Source organism: Campylobacter sp. RM5004 (assembly GCF_022369455.1).
In the GTDB taxonomy this organism is placed as follows: domain Bacteria; phylum Campylobacterota; class Campylobacteria; order Campylobacterales; family Campylobacteraceae; genus Campylobacter_E.
Window position 1 is genome coordinate 19,399 of record NZ_CP059599.1, and the last position, 25,337, is coordinate 44,735.

Below are 25,337 nucleotides of genomic sequence, written 5' to 3' on the forward strand. Positions count from 1 at the left end.
TTTTTTATTTTCGCTAGTAAAAAATTTTTTGTATAAATATCCCACTTTTTTTAACCTATATTTTATCTCTACTTATTATAATACATTCTTTTTTAAAATTCACAAAGGACAAACAATCAATCATGAAGGTAGTAAAAAGAACAGGAAGAGTAGAAGAATTAGATATTTCTAAAATTAAAAAATATACAACTTTAGCAACAGAAGGCTTAGAAAATGTGAGCCAAAGTGAGCTTGAAGTTGATGCGAAAATCCAGTTTAGAGATATGATAACTTCTGAAGAAATCCAAAATACTTTAATAAAAACAGCAGTAGATAAAATAGATATAGATAGACCAAATTGGACTTTTGTTGCTGCAAGATTATTTTTGTATGATCTATATCATAAAGTTAATCCACAAAAAGAATATGTTCATTTAAGAGAATATTTTGAGCGTGGAGAAAAAGCTGGAAGATTATTTTTAGGTCTTAAAGAAAAGTATGATTTAGATGATTTAAATGCTTATATAAAACCTGAGCGTGATTTACAATTTACCTATTTAGGTATAAAAACCCTTTATGATAGATATTTAATAAAAGATAATAAAGGTAATCCTATTGAATTACCACAACATATGTTTATGGCTATTGCTATGTTTTTAGCTCAAAACGAATTAAATAGGCAAGAATGGGCTAAGAAATTTTATGATTTAATTTCTAAATTTGAAGTAATGTGTGCAACTCCAACACTAAGTAATGCAAGAACTACAAGACATCAGCTTTCAAGTTGTTATATAGGCTCAACTCCTGATAATATAGAAGGTATTTTTGATTCTTACAAAGAAATGGCGTTATTGTCAAAATTTGGCGGTGGAATAGGCTGGGATTGGAGTATGGTTCGTGCTATGGGTGGTAGTATAGACGGACACAAAAACGCAGCGGGTGGAATTATTCCATTTTTAAAAATTACAAATGATATTGCAGTTGCAGTTGATCAGTTAGGAACTAGAAAAGGTGCTATTTCTGTTTATATTGAGCCTTGGCATATGGATGTTTGTGATTTTATTGACCTTAGAAAAAATAGTGGAGAAGAAAGAAGAAGAGCTCACGAATTATTCCCTGCTTTATGGATAAATGATTTATTTATGAAAAGGGTTAAAGATAATGCAAAATGGACTTTATTTGATCCATTTGATACTCCACAATTATGTAATTTATATGGAAAAGAATTTGAATTAGAGTATGAAAGACTTGAAAAAGATGAGAGCATAGTAAAAGAAGTAATGGATGCAAAAGAACTTTGGAAAAAGATTTTAACAAATTACTTTGAAAGCGGTATGCCATTTTTATGTTTTAAAGATAATGCTAACAAAGCTAACCCAAATTCTCACACAGGTCTTATCAGAAGTTCAAACCTATGCACCGAGATTTTTCAAAATACTGATCCAAATCATTATAAAATTAAAGCAACATTTGAAGATGGTAGCGTAAGCGTATATGAAGAAAATGAAATCTTAAAGCTTGATAATTCTCAAATCAAAACTGCTAAGAAATTAAGTAGTTTAGATACTTTAAATGGTAAAAAAGTTTATATTGTAGAAAAAGAATATGATGAAGGTAGAACTGCTGTTTGTAACCTTGCTAGTATAAATCTAAGCAAAATAAACACAGAAGAAGATATTAAAAGAGTTGTTCCTATTGCAATAAGAATGTTAGATAATGTTATTGAGCTTAATTTCTACCCACACGCAAAAGTAAAAAACACTAACTTAAAATCTCGTGCAATAGGTTTAGGTGTTATGGGTGAAGCACAAATGTTAGCAGAAAAAGGCGTTATGTTTGGAACTAACGAACACTTTGAGTTAATTGACAAAATTATGGAAAGCATTTCTTATGAAGCAATTAGTGCAAGTAGTGATTTAGCAGTAGAAAAGGGCATTTATCCTGAGTATGAAGGAAGTAACTGGAGTAAAGGAATTTTCCCTATTGATGTAGCTAACGAAAATGCAAAAATGCTAACAATGGGTGATAATTTATTCAATCAATCAAACTGCGATTGGAATGAATTAAGAAAGAAAGTTAATAAACAAGGTATGAGAAATGGTTATTTAATGGCTATTGCTCCAACTTCTAGTATATCAATTTTAGTTGGTACTACTCAGACAATTGAACCTGTTTATAAAAGAAAATGGTTTGAACAAAACTTAAGTGGAATGATACCTACCGTTGTGCCAAATCTAAGTCTTGATACTTGGCAATATTATGTAACAGCTTATGAGCTTGATCAAAGAGATTTAGTTCGTGCAGCAGCAATTCGCCAAAAATGGATAGATCAAGGACAAAGCTTAAATATATTTGTTAGCCTTGATAAAGCTAGTGGTGGCTATTTAAATAGTATTTATACCTTAGCACATTCTCTAGGACTTAAGTCTTGTTATTATTTAAGAAGCGAAAGCCCTGCAAGCGAGCATTTAGATAATAAACCAGTTGATAGAAGCATTGAATGTGAAGGTTGTCAATGAAAATAAGTGTTTGCATTATCGCTAAAAACGAAGAAAAAAATTTAAAGCGTTGTTTAAATGCTTTAGTAGATTTTGATGAAGTTGTGTTAGTAGATAATGAAAGCACTGATAACAGCGTTAGCATTGCAAAAGAATTTAAAAATGTAAAAGTTTTTAGCTCGCCATTCATAGGATTTGGCAAATTAAAACAATTTGCTGTAAATCAAGCTAGTAATGATTGGATATTTTGCATTGATGCTGATGAAGTAATAGATTTTAATAGTTTAGAACTTTTAAAAAATCTTGATTTTAGTGATACTACAAAAATCTATGCTATAAGTAGAAAAAATTATTACAAAAATGAATGGATAAAAACTTGCGGATTTTATCCTGATTATATAGTTAGAATTTTTAATAAAACTCATACTAATTATAATGATGCTAATGTTCATGAAAATATTGTTATTAAAAATAATTCACAATTAATAAAAACAAATATTCATCTTCACCATTTTGCTTTTAAATCAATATATGATTTAATAACAAAATTACAAAGATACACAGAAATTTATGCACAAAATAATAAAAATAAAAAAACTAGCACTTTTAAAGCTATAAGCCATGGATTTTTTACATTTTTTAAATTTTACTTTTTAAAATTAGGTATAAAAGATGGTTTTAATGGATTTATTATAAGTTTATGTAATGCTTTGGGTTCTTTTTTTAAATATGTGAAATTAAAAGATGCAAAAATTCCAACTTGTTCTTTAATAATCACAACTTACAATGACAAAGTAGCACTAACAAGGTGCCTTGAATATGTCTTTAAAATGACTACATTACCAGATGAAATAATTATAGCTGATGATGGTGGAGATAACTGGGATATAATTGAAAAGTTTAGCAAATATCAAATTCCACTAAAACATGCTTATCAAGAAGATTTAGGATTTAGATTATCAAGATCTCGTAATAACGCCATAAAAATAGCAAATGGAGAGTTTTTAATTATTATTGATTCTGATATGTTAGTAGATAGTGAATTTGTAAAAAATTATAAAAATAATGCAGAAAAAGGTGTATTTTTACAAGGCAGTAGAATTTGTTTAGATAAAAATATTTCGCAAAATATTAGAGAAAATAATATAAAATTAAAATTAAATAGTTTTAAAGCTATGAAAATTAAGATTTTGTCAAATATTATTAAATATATTTCACAAATAGATAAAAATATTTGTAATAATTTAAAAGAAACTGCAAAAATAACTCCAAATAGTAAAAAAGTATATATAAAAGGAATTCGTGGTTGTAATATGGGTTTTTATAAAGATGATGCTATCTCAATTAACGGATTTAATAATGATTTTGAAGGCTGGGGAAGAGAAGATAGCGAATTTGTAATAAGATTTTTAAATAAAGGTTATAAATTAAAAAGACTAAAACATCAAGCTATAGCATATCATATATATCATAAAGAAAATGAAAGAAATTTAGAACAAAATCACAAAATTTATTTAGATACATTATTAAATGATAAAGATTTTTGTAATAACGGCTTAAAACAAGTATAAGATTAAGAAATATATTTTAAAAGGAGGATTTGTGAAAAGAATTTTTCTTATTCTTACTCTTTTTATTATTTCTTTAAGTTTTTCATCTTGTAGAGGAGCGTCTTATTTAGGTTTACTTAGTGGTTTTGGTGGTTATTACTCACAAGGAGTTAAAAGCTATAAACCTCCTTTTTATGACCTTAAAACTTTAGACAAGCTTTGTAAAGATTTTGATGATAGGGCTGATGCATGTTTTAGAGCAGCTCAAAATTTTCAAATTATGAAAAATCCTAAAATGTATGAATATTATGAATTAGCTATTAAAAAGGGTCTTAAAACAAAATTAAGCCCAGAAGAGTTAGTTAAATACTATGATGATAAATATACAAAAATTATAAATAATAAAGATTTTAATAACTTAGATTGCAATTCTTTAACGAAGGATGTTTTAGAATGTTATTATTACAATAGATATTCACAAAATTATCTTAGATGTCAAAAAGTAGAAAAGACTATTTCAACATATTATGCCAAATATGAAAGATTAAAGGCTGAATATGAAGAACTAACTAGCCCAAATAATCTTTGCAATCAAAAAAATGCTGATAAAAAGGATTGCCTTAGTAAAACTTATATACAATCGCTAAAAAATGATTATAAAAAATGTGAGAATTATTTGAGAAAATACGGATGGTTTTTAGATTAATTATAGGTTTTATAGTTTTGTTAGTTTTATCATCTTGCACTAGAGTGGTATATTTAGGATATACACTTGGCATTGGGGTTAAATATGGGCTAGAAGGTAAATATTATAAGCCACCTGAGTTTGGTTTTAAAACTTTAGATTATCTTTGCAAAAATGAAGACGATAGGGCTGATGTATGTTTTAAAATTGCTCAGACTTTTCAAGCTATGAAAAATCCTAAAATGTATGAATATTATGACTTAGCTATAAAAAAGGGTTATAGAACAAAATTAAGTTCAGATGAATTAGTAAAGTATTATGATGATAAATATGCAAATATTAAGGAAGCCGAGCTTGATTGCAACTCTACGACAAGATATGTTTTTGATTGTTATTATTACAATAGATATTATTGCTCAAATTGTTTATGTAAAAAAGAAGAGCCTACCATATCAACATATTTTGCCAAATACGAAATACTAAAAGCCAAATACGAAGAGATAAGCAACCCGAGTAATTTTTGTAATAAAAATAACCCCGATAAAAGAAATTGTTATAACAGTTATTCAATAAAATCACAAAAAGATGAGTACAAAAGATGTGAAAGATATTTAAAGGATTTAGGATGGTTTTTAGATTAATTATAAGTTTTGTAATTTTGTTAGTTTTATCAGCTTGTACTTCAATGTATATTATTCATAAAGAGCTTAAAAGTGAAATGGAAATGGCTTATTATAAAAAACACCCTTCGTTTGTTTTATATGATGAAAATAATTTAAAAATATGTGAAGATTATTTACAAAAAAATGTCGGTAGACCTTTTTTTGCAGGTGCTTGCGAATATCTTGATACTGCTAATTATTTATTTAATATAGATTACATAAAACCACCACAAAATTTTTATTACAAAAGAATTAAAGATGGCAGATTTTTAAGTATAGGTAGTGTTGAAGAATATAACAAATATGTTAAAACTTTAGATAAAAAAAGCTTAGAAGATGATTGTTATAGTTTTAAAAATAATATCGCTTGTTATCATTATGAATTAGCAAATCCTTTAAAAAATGTTAGCGAATATTGTGATGAGATTAAGGCAAATAAAAGCTCTAAAAAAAGCACTTTTAGATTAGGCTCATGCTATGCAAAACTAACACTTGCTATTAAAGAAAACGATGAGAAATTACAAAAATTTTATGCTAACAAAATATGTGAAGGTGGCGTTAGTAAATATTGTGACTTAAAGTTAGCATTAAAAAATGATGATGAATTACTGAAATCATATAACAAAAAAGCATTTGAATTATGTCTAAACACAGGTAAGAATTGTGAGTTTATAAAAGATACAAATAAAAAATTAAAAGATCTTGAAGGTAGCTTAGTAATCAAACAAAGGTGTAATAATATAATAAGTAAATTAAGACATATTGATGCTTTTTATAAGGATTTGAGATTGGGTGTTATTAAAGAATTTGAAGAATTTTGTGAAAAATAAAATCTAAATTCCTATTTCAAATTCCAAAATTATTTCAATTAATATTCATCATATTTTTGTTTCACGTGAAACAACCGTTATAGAATTTTGATAAAATTATATTTTATTAAAAGGAGTTTAGAATGAAAAAGATATTAATTTCAAGTGTAGTTGCTCTGAGCTTAAATGCTGCAGGTTTTTTGATGATAGATGATAATAAGAGCGCTTATTTTACTATGAACGAGCATAAAGATAAGGTTGAGTTTATTAGTGCTATGAATATTATGAAAGATGATGTTTGTTTTGCTTGCAATGATTTAATAAGCGAAAAGATTGACTTTAATACTAATAAAGCAATAGGGGTTAAATACGATAGTATTAGCTTAAGCACTAAAGATGAAACTTTTAAGATTCGTTACTTAAGCGGTGACAAAAAAGAAGAATTAAATTTAAATGATTTTTTCGCACAAAGCTTAAATCATTTTGGAACATTACAAATCACAGAAGATGTTGTATATGCTAAAAACGATTTAACAAGCGTTCGCTTTCAGCTTATTGAAGACAATAAAGGTGCTCATCCTATGCACTTTGTAAAATTTGCAATTTTGGATAAAGATAGTAAAGTAATTACTTCAAAAAACGCATTTAAGGATATAGATAAATTAAAAGAAAAAATTACTAAAAAAATAAGAGATTTCCAAAACAAAACAAATCACGCAGAGAAAAATAATAAATTTTTTGGTCCTTTGGAAGTAGATAATTTTTATTTTGATAATTTAGGTATTGTGTTTTCATATAGCCCTTATGAATTATTTTCATACGCAAGTGGATATATAAAAGTTCGCTTGAGTTTTGATGAAATTAAAGCATTTTTAAAAGATGATTTTTTAAAACTTCTAAAAGATAATAAAATAATCTAAGAATTTGAAATAGGAATTAGCTTTCCTATTTTTACAAAATTGTTACAATTTTTTAATAATAAAATAAGTTTAATCAATTTGAAAGTAAAAATTATATATAATGATATATTTAATTAAATATATATGGAGAATAAATGACAGAATTATTAAAAAGAATTTCAGCACTTAATGATGAGACTAGAATAGCACTTACTGCTTTTTTAATCAAAAATGGACCTTTATGCGTTTGTGATATGTGTAGGTCGTTTGATATGAGTCAATCAAGAATCTCAAGACATTTAAAAATACTGAAAGAAGCTAATTTGTTAAAAGTAAAAAGAGTTGGCACTTGGGCTTATTATGAAAGTAATATGGATGAAGAGCTAAATAAACTTATACAAAGCTTAAACATAGAAACTCCAGAATTTGTTGCAGAAGAAGGATAAGTTTAAAACTTATCCGTATCTATACATTACTCCAAAACTCGCATTAGGAACTTTCCATTGTTTTAGTAATTTTCCGCAGTTATTTGCACTTGCCATTGTGCTTGTTGTTTCATTTTTTTGGTTTGCATATATGCAAGATACCATTTTGCAAGTTCCACATTCAAGACAACCGGCATAATCAAATTTAAGAACATTTTCTTCTAATTTATATAAATTTGCAGGGCAAATATCACATAATGCTTTTGCTAATGAACTATCTATATCATTTACTATGATATGAGCATTTTCTTCATCAATATTAAATTTATTAAGTCCTAATTTCTCATCTATATTCATAATACCTTGCTTCCTTTCCATGCGTCTTTGATTAAATTAATAACTCCGATTGATTTTACAAATCTCATAACTTTTGCTTTTATAGGTTCGCTTTTGCCATCTATTTTAAATAGACTTTTCATTAAGATATTTAATTCTTTTGGATAGTTATTAAACATTCTTTCGTTATGCTCTAAAAATTCTCCTACTTGATTAAATTGTTTAAAATCTAAAAAAGACCCTTCTTTTTCTAAATTAACTTTATAAGCTTCTAAAGCATTTTTATTCTCATTAATAGCTGTTGATATAGCAAGAGCAGCATTTTTTGCTGACATAATTGCTAAATCCATTCCACGCACGGTATAGCCAAGATTCATACAAAAACCAGCAGCATCTCCTACTACCAAAACACCATTAGCTCCTAATTTGCTCATCGCATTAAATCCACCTTCAGGAACTAATTTTGCACTATATTCTAAAGTTTTTCCATCTTTAATAATAGGAGCAATGCTTGGATGATTTTTGAAATCTTCAAATATTTCATGGCTTTTTTTATTCATATTTCTTCCAAGTCCTATAACACAACCAAGAGAAATAGTATTTTCATTAGTATATAAAAATCCACCACCCATTAAATAATCACTAGCTTTTCCTGCATAAAGCGCTGCTAATCCTTCTTTATCGTTTAAAGCAAATCTTGAACTAACAGGAAGCTCAATTACTTCTTTTATCCCTAAAGCATAGTTTTTGCCTATAAAGCTATTATTACCATCATTACTTGCATGTAAATCAATGCTTTGTGCTAACAATGAGTTTAAACCTTCAGCTAAAACTACATATTTTGCATTCATTTCATCTTCGCCAGCTTTAATACCTACTACACTTTCATTACTACTAAGTGCTCTATTTAATGAACTTGATTTAACTATTTCGCCGTTTTCTAGTTTAACTAACAAATCATCTACTAAAACATTGCTAGCAACCATCACTCCTAATTCTTCGCATTTATTAGAAAGATAATTTAAAAATTTATTTTGTAAAACGCTATAAGAGTTTGAAAATTTATCATCACTAAGTGTAGTTCTACTCTCCATCATAAAAGTGCTTTCATCATCCATAAAGCCTAATTTTTCACAAACAATAGCTCTTTCACAAGCTGTATCAAAATCTTCTAATCCTTCAATACCTCTTAATGTATGTGCATAAAGTCTTCCACCAGAAACATTTTTAGTCCCTATATCTGCACGCTCAAACAAAACTACGCTTAATTCTTTTTGAGCTAGTGTATAAGCACAAATAAGCCCACTTATACCACCACCTACTACAATCACATCAAATTCTTCCATAAACTTCTCCTAAAATATTTTTACAAACTTTACCTATGTGGTTGTAAGGTAAATTTTTTACAAAAACAATATCTCTGATTCTTTTAAAACTCGTAAGATTATTGTTGATTTTTAATATGTCTTTTTTTAAGTTTTTTAAGTTCTCATCTAAGATAGCACTCATTAAATCTTTTGAATCTTGTTTATAATTAATGCCTTCGTTATTATTTAATTCAACAATAGCAATAATTAAATCACAGCTAATATCATCACAAGCGGCTATAATACAGGCATTTTTAACAGCTTCATGTTCGCATAATTTATTTTCTAATTCAATAGCGCTAACATTTTCTCCATTTATTTTGATTAAGTCTTTATTTCTTGAATAAAAATAAAACAAACCTTCTTCATCATAAAAGCCTAAATCTTTCGTTAAAAAATAACCATCACAAAAAGCTTCTTTGGTAGCTTCTTCATCTTCATAATAACCTGCAAAAATCTCTTTACCCATTCTTGCTTTTATACAAATTTCACCTATTTCATTAGCTTTTAAAGGTATTAATTTATTATCTTTTCTATCCGCAATAATTACATCTACGCCAAAATAAACCTTACCCAACTTTCCGAATTTAAATTCTTCATAATGGTTATCTCCGATAATTCCAACTATGCTTTCGCTAAGTCCATAGCTAGTAAAAAGGTCGGTTTTAAATCTAGCTTTAAATTCAAGATATTTTTTATCGCTCATATTTAAAAAATATAATAAAAATCTAAGGCTGTGTTTGTCTTCTCTTAAAAATGGTTTTTGTAATTTTATTACTTCTATCATTTTTGGAACAACTTCGCTGATATTTGCTTTAAAAAATACTAATTGTTGCCAAAATCTTCTAGCAGAAAATCTATTAAATAAAACAAATCTAGCATTAGCTCTAAGGCTTGGCATAAATGCAGTTGCTAATAAATCTATATGCCAATTTGGCATTGAAGTTGCAAAAATATCACCATTTCTTAAGCCTATTTGAGCTGAAGTAAAATGACTTGCATAAAGTAAATTATAATGAGTTAATTTACAGCCCTTTGGCTTACTTGTAGTTCCTGAAGTAAATAATATCATCGCTAAATCATCGCAATTTGTAATTCCTATTTCAAATTCTTTTGATTTATTTTTAATATTTTCTAATAAATTTTCTTTAATTATTGTATTAATATCAAGTTTGAAATTATCTTGAAATTCTTTTTCTAATACAATGTAAGATAATTTAGTTTTATCTATTATATATTTAGCATCATCATAAGCAAATAAAGCATTTATAGGAACTAAAACTAAACCTAATTTAAAACTAGCAAAAAAGGTAATTGCAAACTCAAAAGAGTTATAAACCATTAGTCCTAGTTTATCCCCTTGCTTTAAGCCTAATTCTTTAAAATAATTAGCACATTGGTTTGCTAAATCGTTTAATTGTTTGTAATTTACGGCTTTTATAAATTGTCCAACCTGAAAATAACCATCAATTAATTTTGCATTATTTATAAAATACTCATCAAAGTTTTCGTAATTATCAAGATAAGCATTTTCATAATTAGCTTCGCATTCATCATAAACAAAACAAAGGCTTTTTAAAGAAGAGGCTAAAGTAGAATCATCTACTTTAGCATTTTTTGCTTTTAACTCTAAAAAATGAGCTAAGTTTTTTTCGCTTACTATTTGCATTTTTATTTACCGCAATTAATAATCTTATCTTCTGCTAGTTTATTAATTCTTTCTTCACTAATACCAATGCTACTTAAAATATCTTTAGTGTCTTTTCCATAGCCTGGCATTGCTCTCCATACTTTGCAAGGATTGTTTTTAAATCTTGGCATAATGTTTGGACCTTTAACGGTTTTACCTTTTTCATTTTCCCAAGTGATAATGCTATTTCTTGCAATATATTGAGAATTGCCTTCTAATTCGCTAACTTCAAGAACTTTTGCACCTGCAATTTTTTTGCTCTTTAAATAATCAAGCGCATCTTTTACATTTAATTTGCCAAAATACTCATCAAGTTTTTCTTCAAATAAAGCAGCTTTGCTAGTTTTTCTTGAAATTAGTTGAATACCTTCTGGATATTCTTCGGTGCCTATTAATTCTCCTATGCCTAAGTCTTTAAAAATTTCACTTACTTGATAGCCACCAACTACTTCAAATACAATATAACCATCAGCGCATTTATATAATCCACAACCTGCATATAATGGATCTTTTCCTTTAATCATTCTAGGGCACATTTCTCCGCCATTAAAGTAATCCATCATATAGTATTGTCCAACCCTAAGCATTACTTCATACATACAAACATCAATGCTCTCGCCTACACCTGTTGCTTTTGCTTTATGTAGTGCTGCAAGGCATGATGCAGTCGCAGTAAGACCTACCATATAATCAGCTGTATAAGGGAATGCTGGCATAGGTTGATTGATATCTCCATTTTGGATTAAATATCCTGAAAATGCCTGAGCTATTGTATTATAAGCTGCAAGGTTTGTATGATAATCATCACCAAATTGACCAAAGCCACTCAAATGTGCTATTACTAAGTCTTTTTTATAAGACCATAAAACTTCATCTGTTATACCTTTGCTAGCAAATGCAGGGCCTTTACTAGCTTCAATAAAAATATCAGCTGTTTTTATTAAATCATAAAAAACTTCTTTGCCTTCTTCGCTAAAAATATTTAGGCTTAGTGCATATAAATTCCTTCTACTAAGTTCTGGATAATTTGGTTGAACTCTAATAGTATCAGCATATTTACTATGCTCAATCCAAATAACTTCAGCTCCCCATTCTGCTAAAGTTTGTGCCGCAAATGGCCCAGCTATTTCAATAGCTGAGAAAACTACTCTTACCCCACTTAATGGACCAAATTTAGGTGTATTCATTTTAAACTCCTTTATCTGTATTGTTTTAATATTGCACGACCAAGTGTAAGGATTTGCATTTCATCACTACCACCACTTAATCTATCTATTCTTAAATCTCTCCAAAATCTTCCTACTCTATGACCTGTTACGCCAATTCCACCAAGAATTTGCATCGCTGTATCAATTACGTTAAACGCTTCATTAGCACAATAGTATTTGCACATTGCACTATCTCCTGAATTAGCAATGCCTTCATCCATTTTCCAAGCGCATTCATAAATCATATTTTTCATAGAGTTAAGTTTCATTGCCATGAAAGCTACTTTTTCTTGAATTAATTGAGTTCTTCCGATAGCTTCGCCAAATTGAACTCTAACATTTGCATATTTGCAAGCATCTTCAAAAGCACATAAAGCTACGCCATAATTTGTGCAAGCAACTAAAAATCTTTCAGCATCAAATTCTTCTTTAACTCTATTAAAGCCTTCTCCTTCTTTTCCAAAGAAGTCTTTTTCTTCAAGTTCTACATCTGTAAATGTAATCTCGCAGCAGCTATCCATTCTAAGACCAAGCTTATCAAGAGGAGTTACTTTAATACCAGCCTTACTCATATCTACAAAAAACTCAGAATAAATAGGCTTTTCACTTGAACCATCTCTTGCCATTACTATTAAATAAGGAGTATGTAATGAGCTTGTAATAAAGCATTTTTGTCCGTTTAAATAAATCTTGCCATCTTTTCTTGTATAAGTTGTTTTAAGACTTCCAACATCGCTTCCTGCCATAGGTTCTGTAATAGCACTATTAAACATTTGCTTACCTGTTCCGCGGAATGCAAATATTTTATCAATTTGCTCTTGTGTTCCATATCTTAAGATAGTTCCAAATCCTGGCAATTGATACAATACATAAGTAGGTGCGCCGTGTCTGCCTAGCTCTTCCCAAATAGCAGTTAGAGTTACCATACTTGCACCCATTCCGCCATGCTCTTCATCTAAAAGCATAGTATCAACGCCAAGTTCTGCCAAACCTTTAACCCACTCAATAGGATATTCGTGTTTTTCATCACACTCTGCAAAATAGCTTTCCCAGTTTCTACTAGTCATATATTCTTTAATGCCTGCTACGAATAATTCTTGTTCTTCGTTTAATCTAAAATCCATAATTTTCTCCTTTAATAATTTTTAAAACCAATTCATTTTTTTAGCGTCTTTTAAAAACGCATAGATAATTAAAATATTTACGAAAAATAAAGGGCAACCCCCAACTATAATTGCTGTTTGTATAGGTTTTAATCCACCAAGTGCTAGCAATGTAACTCCAACAACTCCTACTAAAATACTCCAACCTATTCTTATAAATAGAGGTGGTTCTTCATCTTCTTTTACACCTTTGCAAGTACTCATTGCTAGAGTATATGCACATCCGTTGATTAAAGTAATAGTTGCAATGAATGCAAAAATAAAGAAGCCAAAAATACAAACAGTAGGCATAGGAAGTGTTGCCCAAGTTTCAATTACAGCTCTAAAAGCTCCTGATTTTTCAATAATTGCAGGGATATCAAGACCTTTTGTTACCATTAAATGCATTGTATTTCCACCTAAAATACCCCACATAATCCAAGTTGAAGCACTAATTCCTGCAACAATTCCTATACAAAGCTGTCCTATTGTTCTACCTTTACTAATACGAGCTAAGAAAATACTCATTGAAATTCCATAAACTATATACCAGCACCAGTAAAACACTGTCCAAGCTTGTGGGAAACCATTGCCACGAATACCATCTGTATAAAATATCATTTTTGCAAAGTTTGTAATAAATATACCAACACTATCAGTAAAATAATTAAGCATAAATGTAGTAGAGCCTAATATAAACACATATCCAAGCATAATAATCATTAAATATGTTCTAATATCGCTTGCAATTTTAATACCTTTAGAAATACCAAAAGCTACACAAATTGCGTTAAATACAACCCAGCATGAAACTATCGTTGCATCTAGCATTAAAGTATGCTCTATTCCAAATAACCATTGCATACATTCAGTTACAATAGGAGTTGCAAGACCTAGTGAAGTTCCCATTGCTAAAATTAAGCAAACTACATAAACGTTGTCAATTATAGTTCCTAACCAACCATTAGCTAGTTTTTCACCTATTGCAGGTGCTAGCGTTCCTGAAGGGCGAATAGTGTCCATTTTTTTAACAAACATAAAATAACCAAATGCAATTGTTAAAAGTGCATAAGAAGCCCAAGGTAAAGGTCCCCAGTGAAACATTGAGTACGGAAGTCCCATATCCATAGCTTCATAACTCATTTTTTCATACCCAAATGGCATAGAAACAGAATAATAATAAACTTCTAAAACAGCCCAATAAATAATAGCCGCACTAGTGCAACTTGCAAACATCATAAATACCCAAGAAATAGTGCTGTATTCAGGATCTCCATCTCCTAGTTTTCTTTTACTTAAAGGTCCAAATACTAGCCAAAAAAATCCAGCCAACATAGCTACCATATACCATTCAAATAAAAACCCAAACTTTTGAGTAACAAAATCAAAGGTTTTATTTATAGTTGCATTAGCAGCATCTAAATCACTTATAACCCACCAACCTAAAAGAATTACCACAAAAAGTGAAGGAAAAAATACTTTAGGTTCTATTCCTCTTTTTTCTACCATGATTATTTTCCTTGCCAAACAGGCTCACGCTTTTCAACGAAGGCTTTAGGACCTTCAATTCCATCTGCTGTTTTTTCTATAAAACGATATGCTATATCACAATATGCAGTTGCATCTTCAAGGCTCATTTGTTTTGCTCTGTGGAAAATCATTTTTGAAAACTCAAGTGATAATGGAGCATTTTTTGTAATTGTCTTAGCTAATTCTAAAGCTTCATTCATGAGCTCATCTTGTGGAACTACTTTATTAATAAGATTATATTTTAAAGCTTCATCAGCTTTAATTACACGACCTGTTAGCATCATTTCCATTGCAAGTTTTGTAGGGATATCTCTTGCAAGTCTTACAAGACCGCCAGTTGATGCAATAAGTCCAACTTTAACTTCAGTTAAACCAAATTTAGCATTTTCTGCTGCTATGATTAAATCACAACTCATAGCTATTTCCATACCGCCACCTACTGCAAAGCCATTTACTGCAGCTATGATTGGCTTTTTGCTAAGGCGATTCGTAATACCACCGAAGCCATGTGGTGTAACTGTAGCACATTCGCCACTTCCACTAAGCTCACTTAAGTCTTCTCCTGCGCAAAATGCTTTTGGTCCAGCACCTGTTATTATAATAACTCTTACATCTTTATCAAGCTCTGCACGATTTAAAACATCTTCCATTGCATAACTTGTTTCGTGATTTAGTGCGTTTGCTTTATTTTCACGATTAATTTTCATAATTAAAATTCCATCGTTTAATTCACACTTTAAACCTTCATTTTCAAAATAAACCATAACTACTCCTTTAAATTAATACTTTTTTATAAGTTTTTTAAAACTTCTTTTAAATCACCGACAATTCCTAAATCTGCAGATTCAAAGAATGGTGCTTTGTCATCTTTATTGATAACTACGATTTTTTTAGAATTTACACAACCTACTAAATGCTGAACTTGTCCGCTAATACCTATAGCAATATATAAATCAGGTGCAATAATGTTTGCGCTAATACCTATATAGCGAGATTTATCTATCCATTTTTCAGTTTCTGCTATAGGTCTTGAGCATGCAATTTGTGCGCCTAGTTTTTCAGCTAATTTATATGCTAAATCTAAATCTTCTTTTTGAGCAAAACCACGACCAACTGCAACAATAATTTTTGCTTTACTTAAATCTACATCGTTATTTACTTTTTTATTAACACTTAAAACTTTTACTTTATTAGCTGAGATTTCTTTTGTTGTTGCATTTACATCTTTTAAAGCTATTTCGTTTTCGTTTGCTGCGTAGTTTGCGCTTAAAGAGATTATTTTTTCATTTCCTGTAAGCTCACTTGTTCTAATAGCAGCACCACCATAAACAATATTAGTAGTTTTTACCCCATTGCTTAAATCTATAGTTGATACATCACTAACAATAGGAGCGTCTAAATATCCAGCAACTAAAGCTGCTAAATCTTTATTAGCTGATGAGGTGATAAATAATACATCTTGATTTTTTAAATCTTCAGCAATGCTTTTTGCACAATCATTAATGCTAGCACCATTAGCAATGTTAAACTTAATTTGATTTTCTGCAATACTTTGTATGCTTTCAGTGCAATAGTGAGTGTCAATATTACCTAAATTACTAATCTTTTTTAAGGTATCAATTTCGTTTGTAAATACATAAATTTTCATATCTTGCTCCTTATAATAATTTTTCAAATTCCGATTTGAAATTCTCAAAGTCTTTTAATTCAAATATTTGTTTTGCTCTATCTTTTGATTTCGGAGCTTCTATTTTTAATGTAGTAATTTTTGATACATTATTACTAGCAGCAATTTCGCTGCTTGGTTTTTTAGCAGCTTGTAATATAGCTTTCATACCAGGTATTTTTGCTTCATAATATTCAGGATTTATACTAAGCACAGCAGGTAGGTCTAAATTAAGATGACTTTCGTTTAAAGAATCACTAGTATTTAAATCTACAATATTTGAAACAGCATTAATAGCACTTACATTACCTGCATATGCAGCATCTAATTTTGCAGCCAGAAAAGGTGCAAATATTCCTTGAAATAAATCAGAAGAATTTGAACCAGTGATTATAATTTTTGCATCAATACTTTTTGCGTATTCGCAAACTGCATTTGCTGCACTTATGCTATCAACTGCAACGCCTTTTAAATTAATTAACTCATCTAAGCCACGGCTTAGTAAATCTTTACTAAGTTTTGAATTTAGACTTTCGCCAACATAAACTCCTATGATTTTGCAATCAGCATTTTTTTCTTTAATTGATAAAGCACATTCAATTGCGCTTAAATCAAAGTTAGAAATTTTTAAATTAGAAGTCTGATCTAATTCACCATTTGAAAATTTTAATTCTTCTTCATCTAAAACAATTTTAGTGCAAACTAAAATATTCATAAAATCTCCTTTTTTAATTTAATCTTAATTTAAAATATTAAATTTTAAATATAAGTTTTTCAATTATATATTTTTTTCCTTGTTTGAAACTTAAAGATATATTGATATAAATATTTAATTAAATAATGAAGAATAATATTTAAGCAATAATGAAGATAATAAAATACCTGAAAATATTAATAATAGGGCATATAATTTAGTTTTTTTGTATTCGGTTTTTTCTAATTTAATAGACATAAAATTTAAATTTTTATTAGAATTTTTTTCTAAAAACATAATTCCAAAGATTAGACTAGATAATATAGAGCAAAAAAATGCTTCATAAGTAATTAAGTTTAGCTCATTTAAAAATCTAATAATTACATAAGTTAAAAACCCACTGATTTGAGATGCTAAAGCTGATTTTATTCCGTAATTTTTGATATATAAAATACCTATAACGCTTACTATCCAACTAGCTGCTATTATAGTGCTTGCAAACCAAGCGATTATTCTAATACTTGCTAATTCAAAGGTATTAATTATAAAGCATAAAATACATACACTTAATATGATTATTCTGCATAATATTAGTTTTTGCTTATCAGTTTTTTCTTTTTTGCTGATTTGTCCTATTATATCTTCGCTAAAACTAAAGCCAATAACAGCTAAAAAAGTCATAGCAGAACTAATTCCTGCTTGAACTATGCCTGTTATTAACATAGCGCCTAAAATAGGTGGCATTTGTTCTAAAGCAGAAATGATTACTACTTTTTCGCTTGTATCAATAACAATTCCACTGTATTTAATAACTATTACTAATAGGTATAAAATTCCTAGAAAATAAACTGTTAAAATTGCAGATAATACGCTTGTTCTAAAAATTACGTGTTCGTTCTTAGCCATTAAATTTCTACCTGCTTGCCAAGGAGAAATAGCTATGGTTATACACCAAATAATTCCCATGGTTAATACATAAGATAATTCGTTCGGAGCTTTTAATGTTTCTGGTTTTGTAATTGCAAGTTGTTTCATTGCAATAAAAGGATTTTCAATAGTATTGAAGATATAAAATGCAGCAATAATAGTAACGCTTAAAAACATAATACACATAAGTGTATCGCTAATAATTGCTCCATTAGAACCACTAAGACTTACAAAAGCTAAAATTATAACAAAACCTGCAATTAAGCTTGTTGTTTTGCTAAAATCAGTTAAGCTTTCTAATAATATACTAACACCTTGCATAACTGAAATAAGATAAGCAAACATGCTAAAACAAACTACAAAAGCTGAACACATTCTTAAATATTTTGCAAACTTATGTTCTTGAAACACTAAATAAAAAAATTCAGGAAGAGTTTTTACTTTACTAGCCCTTAAGTATCGTCCAAAAAATAAAGAACCTAGGATATATCCACAAGCACACATGGTATTTATTACTATTAGTGATATAAAGTGACCATCATATACCCAAGCACAATCACCCATAAAACCATTTGTAGATAACATACTTGCAAAAACTGTGCCTGTTAAAAATAATGTATTTGCATTTCTACCTGCAACAAAAAAGTCATCTAAATTTTTAGTTCTTTTTGAAAGAAAATAAGATAGTATTAAAAATAAAATAAAAGAGATTAAGACAAGTAAGCTTATAATATTCATTGTTTTTCTTCTTCAGATAATTTCATATACATTAAAACACCACAACAAATTAAGCAAATACCTGAAAACAAAGCATAAAACAATTCAAGCATATTAATTCCTTAATATAAAATTAAAAAAATTATTTAATTTTATAATTTTAAAACTTAAAAGAATGTAAATTTTTAAATATATTTATATAAGAAATAAGATAAAGTAATTTAAATTATATTTATTATCTTTTTTAAAGAGATAAAAATAAGTAAAAAATTATTTTTTTCTTGACAAGTAAACTTATATTAAATACACTTGCGAACCTATTTTAGTTTTTGTGATACTTATCACATGTTCTTTAATGGGTTGGCTTAAATGCCAACGAGTTCTTTTAAAAGGAAAAAAAATGGAAAGAATTAGGTTAAAGTTAAAAGCTTATGACCACAGGGTTCTAGATCGTACAGTTGCGGCAATTGTTGAAGCCGTTAAGAGAACTGGTGCTGAAATTAGAGGTCCAGTACCAATGCCTACAAAAATAAAGCGTTATACCGTTTTAAGATCTCCGCACATCAATAAAGATTCAAGAGAACAATTTGAAATGAGAATTCACGCTCGTATGATTGATATTTTGGCTGCTACTACTGATACCGTTGATAGCTTAACAAAGCTTGATTTGGCACCAGAAGTTAATGTTGAAGTTCGTGCAATGGGCAAGTAAGGATAGAGTATGGAATATATTGTTGAAAAAATCGGAATGAGTAGAACAATTAACACCTCTAGCACTCCTGTAACACTACTTAAGTTAGTTCAAACTAAAGTTTGCGAACTTAAAGATGGTAAAGCTATCGTTGCATACGCACAAGGTAAACACCAAAACAAGTGCATCGCAGGTCAGCAAAAAAAATACAGCCTAAGTGCAGAGTTTAACAAATTTGCTAGTTTAGAAGTAGCAAATACAGAAGCAGGTGACATTGATACTACACCTTTAGCTGAAGCAAAAGTTTTAAAAGTAAGCTTCAACTCAAAAGGTAGAGGTTATGCTGGTGTTGTTAAAAGACACGGATTTGCAGGTGGTCCAGCAAGTCATGGTAGCCGTTTTCACAGACGCTCAGGTTCAATAGGTAACCGTGAGTGGCCAGGTCGTGTTCAAAAAGGACGCAAAATGGCAGGTCATTTTGGTAATGAATTAGTTACTGTTAAAAATGAAGTTGTTTCATTTGATGCTGAAAATGGTATTTTAGTATTAAAAGGAAGCGTTGCAGGTTATAATGGTGCAATGGGTAAAGTAAGGATTGTAAAATGAAAGTATGCGTATTAAACGATAAATTTGAAAAAGCTAGCGAGCTTGATTTACCAGCAAGATACGCTGAAGTAAATCCTCATAACCTTTATTTATATGTTAAATCATACCAAGCTAGCATGAGAGCAAATACAGCTCATACCAAAGGTAGAAGCGAAGTTAGCGGTGGTGGTAAAAAACCATGGAGACAAAAAGGTCGCGGTGGTGCTCGTGCAGGTTCAACAAGAACTAACGTATGGGTAGGTGGTGCAGTTGCATTTGGTCCAACAAACAATAGAAACTATTTTCAAAAAGTAAATAAAAAGCAAAAAAGATTAGCATTTGAAAGAGCTTTAGCAGACAAAGCTAATGCAAACGCTTTATTTGCAGTAGATAATATAGTTATTGAAAGTGGTAAAACAAAAGATGCAAGAGCTATGATTAATAAAATAGGTGTTAAAGATGCTTTAATTGTTAAGTCATTATTAGATGAAAAAACATTATTAGCATTTAGAAATCTTGCTAATTGTTATGTTGTTGATATTACTGAAGTAAATGCTTATTTATTAAGTATATTTAATTCTGTAATTATTGAAAAAGATGCTTTAGCATCAATTACGAAAGAGGGCTAAGATGGCTGATATCACAGATATAAAAAATATAGTTTATACAGAAAAAACTTTAGGCCTTCAAGAAGGTGGCGTGGTAGTTATCCAAGCTAGTCCTAAAATGACTAAAAATGGTCTAAAGCAAGTGTTAAGAGAATATTTTGGCATAGTTCCTTTAAAAATCAATTCATTAAGAATGGATGGAAAAGTAAAGAGATTTAGAGGACTAGAAGGTCAAAGAAGTGACTTTAAAAAGTTTTATGTAAAGCTACCTGAGGGTGCTAGTTTAGAAAATAAGGAAGGCTAAGATGGCTATTAAAACTTATAAACCATATACCCCAAGCAGACGTTATATTACAGGTGTAAGTAGCGATGATATTACAGCAAAAGCTAGCGTTCGCTCATTACTTGTAAAACTTCCAGCTGCAGCAGGTAGAAATAATAACGGAAGAATCACAAGCCGCCATAAAGAAGCAGGTGCAAAAAAACTATATCGTATTATTGATTTCAAAAGAAATAAATTTGGAATTGAAGGTCGTGTAGAGGCTATCGAGTATGACCCATACAGAAATTGCCGTATTGCATTAATCGCTTATAAAGATGGTGAAAAAAGATATATTATCCAACCTCGTGGTTTAACAGTAGGCGATATTGTATGTTCAGCAGATGAAGGTTTAGATATTAAGCCAGGAAATGCTATGAAATTAAAATCAATTCCTGTTGGTACAATCATTCACAACCTAGAATTAAAACCAGGTAAAGGTGGTCAAATGATTCGTTCTGCAGGTTCTTTTGCTCAATTAATGGGTAAAGAAGAAAAATACGTAATCGTTCGTCTTCAATCAGGTGAAATGAGAAGAGTATTAGCAGAATGTATGGCTAGTATTGGTGAAGTTGGTAACGAAGATTGGGCTAACGTTACAATAGGTAAAGCAGGTCGCAATAGACATAGAGGTATTCGCCCACAAACTCGTGGTAGCGCAATGAACCCAGTAGATCACCCACATGGTGGTGGTGAGGGTAAGAAAAACTCAGGTCGTCACCCAGTTACACCTTGGGGTAAACCAACTAAAGGTGCTAAGACTCGCCGTAAAAAGGCTAGCGATAAGCTAATAATATCAAGAAGAAAAGGAAAGTAAGATGGCTAGATCATTAAAAAAAGGTCCTTTTGTTGATTCTCATGTTATGAAAAAAGTTATCGCAGCAAAAAAAGCTAACGATAATAAACCAATTAAAACTTGGTCAAGAAGAAGCACTATTACTCCTGATATGATCGGTCTTACATTTAACGTTCATAATGGTAAAAGCTTTATTCCTGTGTATGTAACTGAAAATCACATAGGTTATAAATTAGGTGAATTTGCACCAACTCGCACATTCAAAGGCCACAAAGGCTCAGTGCAAAAGAAAATTGGAAAGTAAGGGGTAGTAAATGAGTAAAGCATTAATTAAATTCATAAGACTATCACCAACTAAAGCAAGATTATTAGCAAGAGAAGTTCAAGGAATGAATGCTGAATTAGCAATGGCAAGTTTAAAATTCATGCCAAATAAAGCAGCAAAATACATTTCTAATGCAATTTCAAGTGCTGTTGCAAATGGTGGATATGAGCCAAGCGAAGTAGTAGTAAGTTCATGCCGTGTTGATGCTGGTGCTGTGCTTAAGAGAATTAGACCAAGAGCTAGAGGAAGTGCAAGTCGCATTAGAAAACCAACTGCTCATATTATGGTTGAAGTAAGTAGAGCAAAAACTGAAAGTAAGGAAAGCTAAAATGGGACAAAAAGTAAATCCGATAGGTCTTAGACTAGGAATTAATAGAAATTGGGAATCAAGATGGTTTCCAGCTAAAGCTAGTTTAGCACAAAGCATAGGCGAAGATTATAAAATCCGTGTTTTTCTTAAAAAAGAGCTATACTATGCAGGAGTTAGTCAAATTATAATTGAAAGAACTGCTAAGAAATTAAGAGTTACTGTAGTTGCAGCTCGTCCTGGAATTATTATTGGTAAAAAAGGTAGCGATGTTGAAGTAATTAAAACAAAACTACAAAAAATTATCAATAAAGAAGTAAATCTTAACATTAAAGAAGAGCGTCGTGCTAACGCATCAGCTCAATTAGCAGCTGAAAGTGTTGCAACTCAACTTGAAAAGCGTGTTGCATTCCGCCGTGCGATGAAAAAAGTTATTCAAAATGCACAAAAAGCAGGAGCAAAAGGTATTAAAGTTAGTGTTGCAGGTCGTTTAGGTGGTGCTGAAATGGCTAGAACTGAGTGGTATCTTGAAGGTCGTGTGCCTTTACATACTTTAAGAGCAAAAATTGATTATGGTTTTGCAGAAGCTCATACAACTTATGGAAATATAGGTATTAAAGTATGGATTTTCAAAGGTGAGGTATTACATAAAGGTGTTCAAGCTGATAAAACTGAAGAGCCAGCAGCAAAGAAGACAAGAAGAACCAGAAGAGGTAAATAATTATGTTGATGCCAAAGAGAACAAAATTTAGAAAAATGATGAAAGGCCGCAATCGTGGCTATGCTTGCCGTGGCACAAAACTTGCTCTTGGTGATTATGCTTTAAAAGCTACTGAGGGTGGTAGAGTTAATTCACGCCAAATTGAAGCAGCACGTATTGCTCTAACTCGTCATGTTAAAAGACAAGGTAAATCATGGATAAGAGTATTCCCAGATAAACCTTTAACTAAAAAACCATTAGAAACGAGAATGGGTAAAGGTAAAGGTAGTGTTGAAGAATGGGTAATGAATATTCAACCAGGCAGAATTCTTTTTGAAATGACAGGCGTTAGTGAAGATATGGCTAGAGAAGCTCTTGCACTTGCTATGAGTAAATTACCATTTAAAACTAAGTTCGTTACAAGAGAGAGTGAAAATGAAATATACTGAGCTAAAAGATAAAACAGCAGAAGAATTAAATGCTATGTTAAAAGAAAAAAAGTTGCTTTTATTTACACTAAAACAAAAGCTTAAAACGATGCAGCTTACAAATACAAATGAGCTTCGTGTAGTTAAAAAGGATATTGCAAGAATTAACACAGCAATATCAGCTATGAAATAAGGGGCTAATAATGAGTTTTAAAAGAGAAATACAAGGCGTAATCGTTTCAAAATCAGGAGATAAAACAGTTAGCGTTTTAGTAGAACGCAAAGTTGTTCATCCTAGATATAGAAAAATCGTAAAACGCTTTAAAAAATATTTAGTTCATGATGAAAAAAATACTGCTAACGTTGGTGATACAGTTGTTGCGATTGAATGCAGACCAATGTCAAAACGCAAGTCTTTTCGTCTTAAAACAATTTTAGCAGCAGGAGTTGAGTAATGATACAAAGTTTTACAAGGCTTGTAGTTGCTGACAATAGCGGCGCAAAAGAAATTATGTGTATAAAAGTATTAGGTGGTAGTAAAAGAAGATATGCTACCGTAGGTGATGTAATCGTTGCATCTGTTAAAAAAGCTTTACCAAATGGTAAAATTAAAAAAGGTCAAGTAGTTAAGGCTGTAATCGTAAGAACTAAAAAAGAAGTTCAAAGAGAAAACGGCTCATTAATTCGTTTTGATGAAAATGCGGCAGTTATTTTAGATGCTAAGAGAGAGCCAGTTGGAACTCGTATTTTTGGGCCAGTTGGTAGAGAAGTAAGATATGGTGGCTTTATGAAAATTGTTTCACTAGCTCCGGAGGTTTTATAATGGCTGTTAAATTTAAAATTAAAAAAGGTGATAATGTAAAAATTATCGCAGGTGATGATAAAGGTAAAACAGGTGTTGTAAAGGCAGTTTTTCCTAAGAAAAATCAAGTAATCGTTGAAGGTTGCAAAATTGCTAAAAAAGCAGTAAAACCTAGCGAGCAAAACCCACAAGGTGGTTTTGTAAATAAGGAAATGCCTATGGATATTTCAAATGTAGCTAAGGTGGAGGCATAATATGAGATTAAAAGAAAAATATGTTAATAGCATTAAGCCTGCAATTGCTAAGGAATTTGATATTAAAAATCCTATGTTAATTCCTGCTATTGAAAAAATTGTTATTAGCGTTGGTTTAAGTGCAGAATTCACAAAAGACCAAAAAGTTTTACAAAGCATTGTTGATACAATTAGTTTAATTTCAGGTCAAAAAGCAGTTGTTACTAAAGCTAAAAAATCAGTTGCTGGTTTTAAAGTAAGAGATGGCTTTCCTGTTGGTGTAATGGTAACTTTAAGAAAAGACAATATGTATGCATTCTTAGATAAGTTAATTTCTATTGCATTACCAAGAGTTAAAGACTTTAGAGGTTTAAGCCGTGATGGTTTTGATGGTCGTGGAAATTATAGCTTTGGTTTAAATGAACAATTAATGTTCCCAGAAGTTGTATATGACCAAATTTTAAGAACTCATGGTATGAATATCAATGTTGTTACAACAGCAAATAGCGATAAAGAGGCACTAAGATTATTAGAATTATTTGGTGTGCCTTTCACAAAAGGAAAGTAATATGGCAAAAAAATCAATGATAGCAAAAGCTGCTCGTCCAGCTAAATTTAAAGTTAGAGCTTATACAAGATGCCAAATTTGTGGTCGTCCACACTCTGTGTATAGAGATTTTGGAATTTGCCGTGTGTGCCTAAGAAAAATGGCTAATGAAGGATTAATTCCTGGTCTTAAGAAAGCTAGCTGGTAAGGAG

32 protein-coding genes are annotated in these 25,337 nt (G+C 30.2%); 22 read left to right on the top strand and 10 right to left on the bottom strand.

Translation table 11 applies throughout. From position 1 onward, the window contains the following. The first annotated feature begins 122 nt into the window (after positions 1-122). From AVANS_RS00075 to AVANS_RS00105, 7 genes are all read left to right on the top strand, one after another. Positions 123-2,498, top strand: a complete 2,376-nt coding sequence (locus tag AVANS_RS00075; protein WP_239817649.1) for a ribonucleoside-diphosphate reductase subunit alpha — start codon at positions 123-125, stop codon at positions 2,496-2,498. Continuing rightward, positions 2,489-4,048 carry a glycosyltransferase gene (locus tag AVANS_RS00080; RefSeq protein ID WP_239817650.1) on the top strand — a complete coding sequence of 520 codons (1,560 nt, stop codon included), beginning with the start codon at positions 2,489-2,491 and terminating at the stop codon, positions 4,046-4,048. The genes AVANS_RS00075 and AVANS_RS00080 overlap by 10 nt, the downstream gene beginning before the upstream one ends. A 31-nt stretch (positions 4,049-4,079) precedes the next feature. Continuing rightward, positions 4,080-4,733, top strand: a complete 654-nt coding sequence (locus AVANS_RS00085) for a hypothetical protein (protein ID WP_239817651.1) — start codon at positions 4,080-4,082, stop codon at positions 4,731-4,733. After that, complete coding sequence (locus AVANS_RS00090) at positions 4,718-5,353, top strand: hypothetical protein (protein ID WP_239817652.1); 636 nt, start codon at positions 4,718-4,720, stop codon at positions 5,351-5,353. Before AVANS_RS00085 ends, AVANS_RS00090 begins: the two co-directional genes overlap by 16 nt. After that, positions 5,338-6,204: a hypothetical protein gene (locus AVANS_RS00095; RefSeq protein ID WP_239817653.1), complete on the top strand. Its 867-nt coding sequence runs from the start codon at positions 5,338-5,340 to the stop codon at positions 6,202-6,204. Before AVANS_RS00090 ends, AVANS_RS00095 begins: the two co-directional genes overlap by 16 nt. 122 nt (positions 6,205-6,326) lie before the next feature. Then, the gene (locus AVANS_RS00100) at positions 6,327-7,103 is read left to right on the top strand and encodes an RsiV family protein (RefSeq protein ID WP_239817654.1); all 777 of its coding nucleotides are present in this window, start codon (positions 6,327-6,329) and stop codon (positions 7,101-7,103) included. Between the two features lie 134 nt (positions 7,104-7,237). Further along, positions 7,238-7,528 carry a metalloregulator ArsR/SmtB family transcription factor gene (locus AVANS_RS00105; RefSeq protein ID WP_239817655.1) on the top strand — a complete coding sequence of 97 codons (291 nt, stop codon included), beginning with the start codon at positions 7,238-7,240 and terminating at the stop codon, positions 7,526-7,528. Between the two features lie 9 nt (positions 7,529-7,537). Here the strand turns inward: AVANS_RS00105 and AVANS_RS00110 are convergent, their stop codons facing one another. The 10 genes from AVANS_RS00110 to AVANS_RS00155 form a co-directional block, all read right to left on the bottom strand. Then, positions 7,538-7,864, bottom strand: coding sequence for a ferredoxin family protein (locus AVANS_RS00110; protein WP_239817656.1), 327 nt, complete (start codon positions 7,862-7,864; stop codon positions 7,538-7,540). Next, on the bottom strand, positions 7,861-9,189 hold the full coding sequence (locus AVANS_RS00115; RefSeq protein ID WP_239817657.1) for an FAD-dependent oxidoreductase: 1,329 nt from the start codon (positions 9,187-9,189) through the stop codon (positions 7,861-7,863). The genes AVANS_RS00110 and AVANS_RS00115 overlap by 4 nt, the downstream gene beginning before the upstream one ends. After that, positions 9,176-10,879 carry an AMP-binding protein gene (locus tag AVANS_RS00120; protein ID WP_239817658.1) on the bottom strand — a complete coding sequence of 568 codons (1,704 nt, stop codon included), beginning with the start codon at positions 10,877-10,879 and terminating at the stop codon, positions 9,176-9,178. Before AVANS_RS00120 ends, AVANS_RS00115 begins: the two co-directional genes overlap by 14 nt. 2 nt (positions 10,880-10,881) lie before the next feature. Continuing rightward, entirely contained in the window at positions 10,882-12,087 is a 1,206-nt protein-coding gene (gene caiB, locus AVANS_RS00125; protein ID WP_239817659.1) for an L-carnitine CoA-transferase, read from the bottom strand. Positions 12,088-12,098: 11 nt separating this feature from the next. Next, complete coding sequence (gene caiA / locus AVANS_RS00130; RefSeq protein ID WP_239817660.1) at positions 12,099-13,232, bottom strand: crotonobetainyl-CoA dehydrogenase; 1,134 nt, start codon at positions 13,230-13,232, stop codon at positions 12,099-12,101. Between the two features lie 21 nt (positions 13,233-13,253). Next, positions 13,254-14,759 (bottom strand): L-carnitine/gamma-butyrobetaine antiporter, encoded by a 1,506-nt coding sequence (caiT, locus tag AVANS_RS00135; RefSeq protein WP_239817661.1) that lies wholly within the window; start codon positions 14,757-14,759, stop codon positions 13,254-13,256. A 2-nt stretch (positions 14,760-14,761) separates the two neighbouring features. Continuing rightward, positions 14,762-15,544, bottom strand: a complete 783-nt coding sequence (locus AVANS_RS00140) for an enoyl-CoA hydratase-related protein (protein ID WP_239817662.1) — start codon at positions 15,542-15,544, stop codon at positions 14,762-14,764. A 26-nt stretch (positions 15,545-15,570) separates the two neighbouring features. After that, positions 15,571-16,428, bottom strand: a complete 858-nt coding sequence (locus tag AVANS_RS00145; RefSeq protein ID WP_239817663.1) for an electron transfer flavoprotein subunit alpha/FixB family protein — start codon at positions 16,426-16,428, stop codon at positions 15,571-15,573. A 10-nt stretch (positions 16,429-16,438) separates the two neighbouring features. Next, a complete protein-coding gene (locus AVANS_RS00150) occupies positions 16,439-17,161 on the bottom strand; it encodes a hypothetical protein (protein ID WP_239817664.1) in 723 nt (240 codons plus the stop codon). A gap of 114 nt (positions 17,162-17,275) precedes the next feature. Beyond that, positions 17,276-18,805 carry a sodium:solute symporter family protein gene (locus AVANS_RS00155; protein WP_239817665.1) on the bottom strand — a complete coding sequence of 510 codons (1,530 nt, stop codon included), beginning with the start codon at positions 18,803-18,805 and terminating at the stop codon, positions 17,276-17,278. Between the two features lie 379 nt (positions 18,806-19,184). On the opposite strand from AVANS_RS00155, the gene rpsJ reads away from it, so the two are divergent. Genes rpsJ through AVANS_RS00230 form a run of 15 tightly spaced genes read left to right on the top strand, consistent with a single transcriptional unit; the run spans position 19,185 to position 25,333 of the window. Beyond that, positions 19,185-19,496: a 30S ribosomal protein S10 gene (rpsJ, locus tag AVANS_RS00160; RefSeq protein ID WP_214116107.1), complete on the top strand. Its 312-nt coding sequence runs from the start codon at positions 19,185-19,187 to the stop codon at positions 19,494-19,496. A gap of 9 nt (positions 19,497-19,505) precedes the next feature. Beyond that, positions 19,506-20,081: a 50S ribosomal protein L3 gene (rplC, locus tag AVANS_RS00165; protein WP_239817666.1), complete on the top strand. Its 576-nt coding sequence runs from the start codon at positions 19,506-19,508 to the stop codon at positions 20,079-20,081. Beyond that, positions 20,078-20,689, top strand: coding sequence for a 50S ribosomal protein L4 (rplD, locus tag AVANS_RS00170; RefSeq protein ID WP_239817667.1), 612 nt, complete (start codon positions 20,078-20,080; stop codon positions 20,687-20,689). Before rplC ends, rplD begins: the two co-directional genes overlap by 4 nt. Before the next feature lies 1 nt (position 20,690). Continuing rightward, positions 20,691-20,972 carry a 50S ribosomal protein L23 gene (locus tag AVANS_RS00175; RefSeq protein WP_239817668.1) on the top strand — a complete coding sequence of 94 codons (282 nt, stop codon included), beginning with the start codon at positions 20,691-20,693 and terminating at the stop codon, positions 20,970-20,972. Between the two features lies 1 nt (position 20,973). After that, a complete protein-coding gene (gene rplB, locus AVANS_RS00180; protein ID WP_239817669.1) occupies positions 20,974-21,804 on the top strand; it encodes a 50S ribosomal protein L2 in 831 nt (276 codons plus the stop codon). A 1-nt stretch (position 21,805) separates the two neighbouring features. Continuing rightward, positions 21,806-22,087, top strand: a complete 282-nt coding sequence (gene rpsS / locus AVANS_RS00185; protein ID WP_214116097.1) for a 30S ribosomal protein S19 — start codon at positions 21,806-21,808, stop codon at positions 22,085-22,087. Between the two features lie 10 nt (positions 22,088-22,097). Next, entirely contained in the window at positions 22,098-22,436 is a 339-nt protein-coding gene (rplV, locus tag AVANS_RS00190) for a 50S ribosomal protein L22 (RefSeq protein ID WP_214116095.1), read from the top strand. Position 22,437: 1 nt separating this feature from the next. Further along, complete coding sequence (gene rpsC / locus AVANS_RS00195; RefSeq protein ID WP_239817670.1) at positions 22,438-23,136, top strand: 30S ribosomal protein S3; 699 nt, start codon at positions 22,438-22,440, stop codon at positions 23,134-23,136. A 2-nt stretch (positions 23,137-23,138) separates the two neighbouring features. Beyond that, the gene (gene rplP / locus AVANS_RS00200; RefSeq protein WP_214116091.1) at positions 23,139-23,564 is read left to right on the top strand and encodes a 50S ribosomal protein L16; all 426 of its coding nucleotides are present in this window, start codon (positions 23,139-23,141) and stop codon (positions 23,562-23,564) included. Continuing rightward, positions 23,551-23,736, top strand: coding sequence for a 50S ribosomal protein L29 (gene rpmC / locus AVANS_RS00205; protein ID WP_239817671.1), 186 nt, complete (start codon positions 23,551-23,553; stop codon positions 23,734-23,736). Before rplP ends, rpmC begins: the two co-directional genes overlap by 14 nt. A 10-nt stretch (positions 23,737-23,746) precedes the next feature. After that, positions 23,747-23,998 carry a 30S ribosomal protein S17 gene (rpsQ, locus tag AVANS_RS00210; protein WP_239817672.1) on the top strand — a complete coding sequence of 84 codons (252 nt, stop codon included), beginning with the start codon at positions 23,747-23,749 and terminating at the stop codon, positions 23,996-23,998. Further along, positions 23,998-24,366 (top strand): 50S ribosomal protein L14, encoded by a 369-nt coding sequence (gene rplN / locus AVANS_RS00215; RefSeq protein ID WP_214116086.1) that lies wholly within the window; start codon positions 23,998-24,000, stop codon positions 24,364-24,366. Before rpsQ ends, rplN begins: the two co-directional genes overlap by 1 nt. Further along, on the top strand, positions 24,366-24,599 hold the full coding sequence (rplX, locus tag AVANS_RS00220; RefSeq protein ID WP_214116077.1) for a 50S ribosomal protein L24: 234 nt from the start codon (positions 24,366-24,368) through the stop codon (positions 24,597-24,599). Before rplN ends, rplX begins: the two co-directional genes overlap by 1 nt. Before the next feature lies 1 nt (position 24,600). Continuing rightward, positions 24,601-25,146, top strand: a complete 546-nt coding sequence (gene rplE, locus AVANS_RS00225; RefSeq protein WP_239817673.1) for a 50S ribosomal protein L5 — start codon at positions 24,601-24,603, stop codon at positions 25,144-25,146. 1 nt (position 25,147) lies between these two features. Further along, the gene (locus AVANS_RS00230) at positions 25,148-25,333 is read left to right on the top strand and encodes a type Z 30S ribosomal protein S14 (RefSeq protein ID WP_172234194.1); all 186 of its coding nucleotides are present in this window, start codon (positions 25,148-25,150) and stop codon (positions 25,331-25,333) included. Positions 25,334-25,337: the final 4 nt, after the last annotated feature.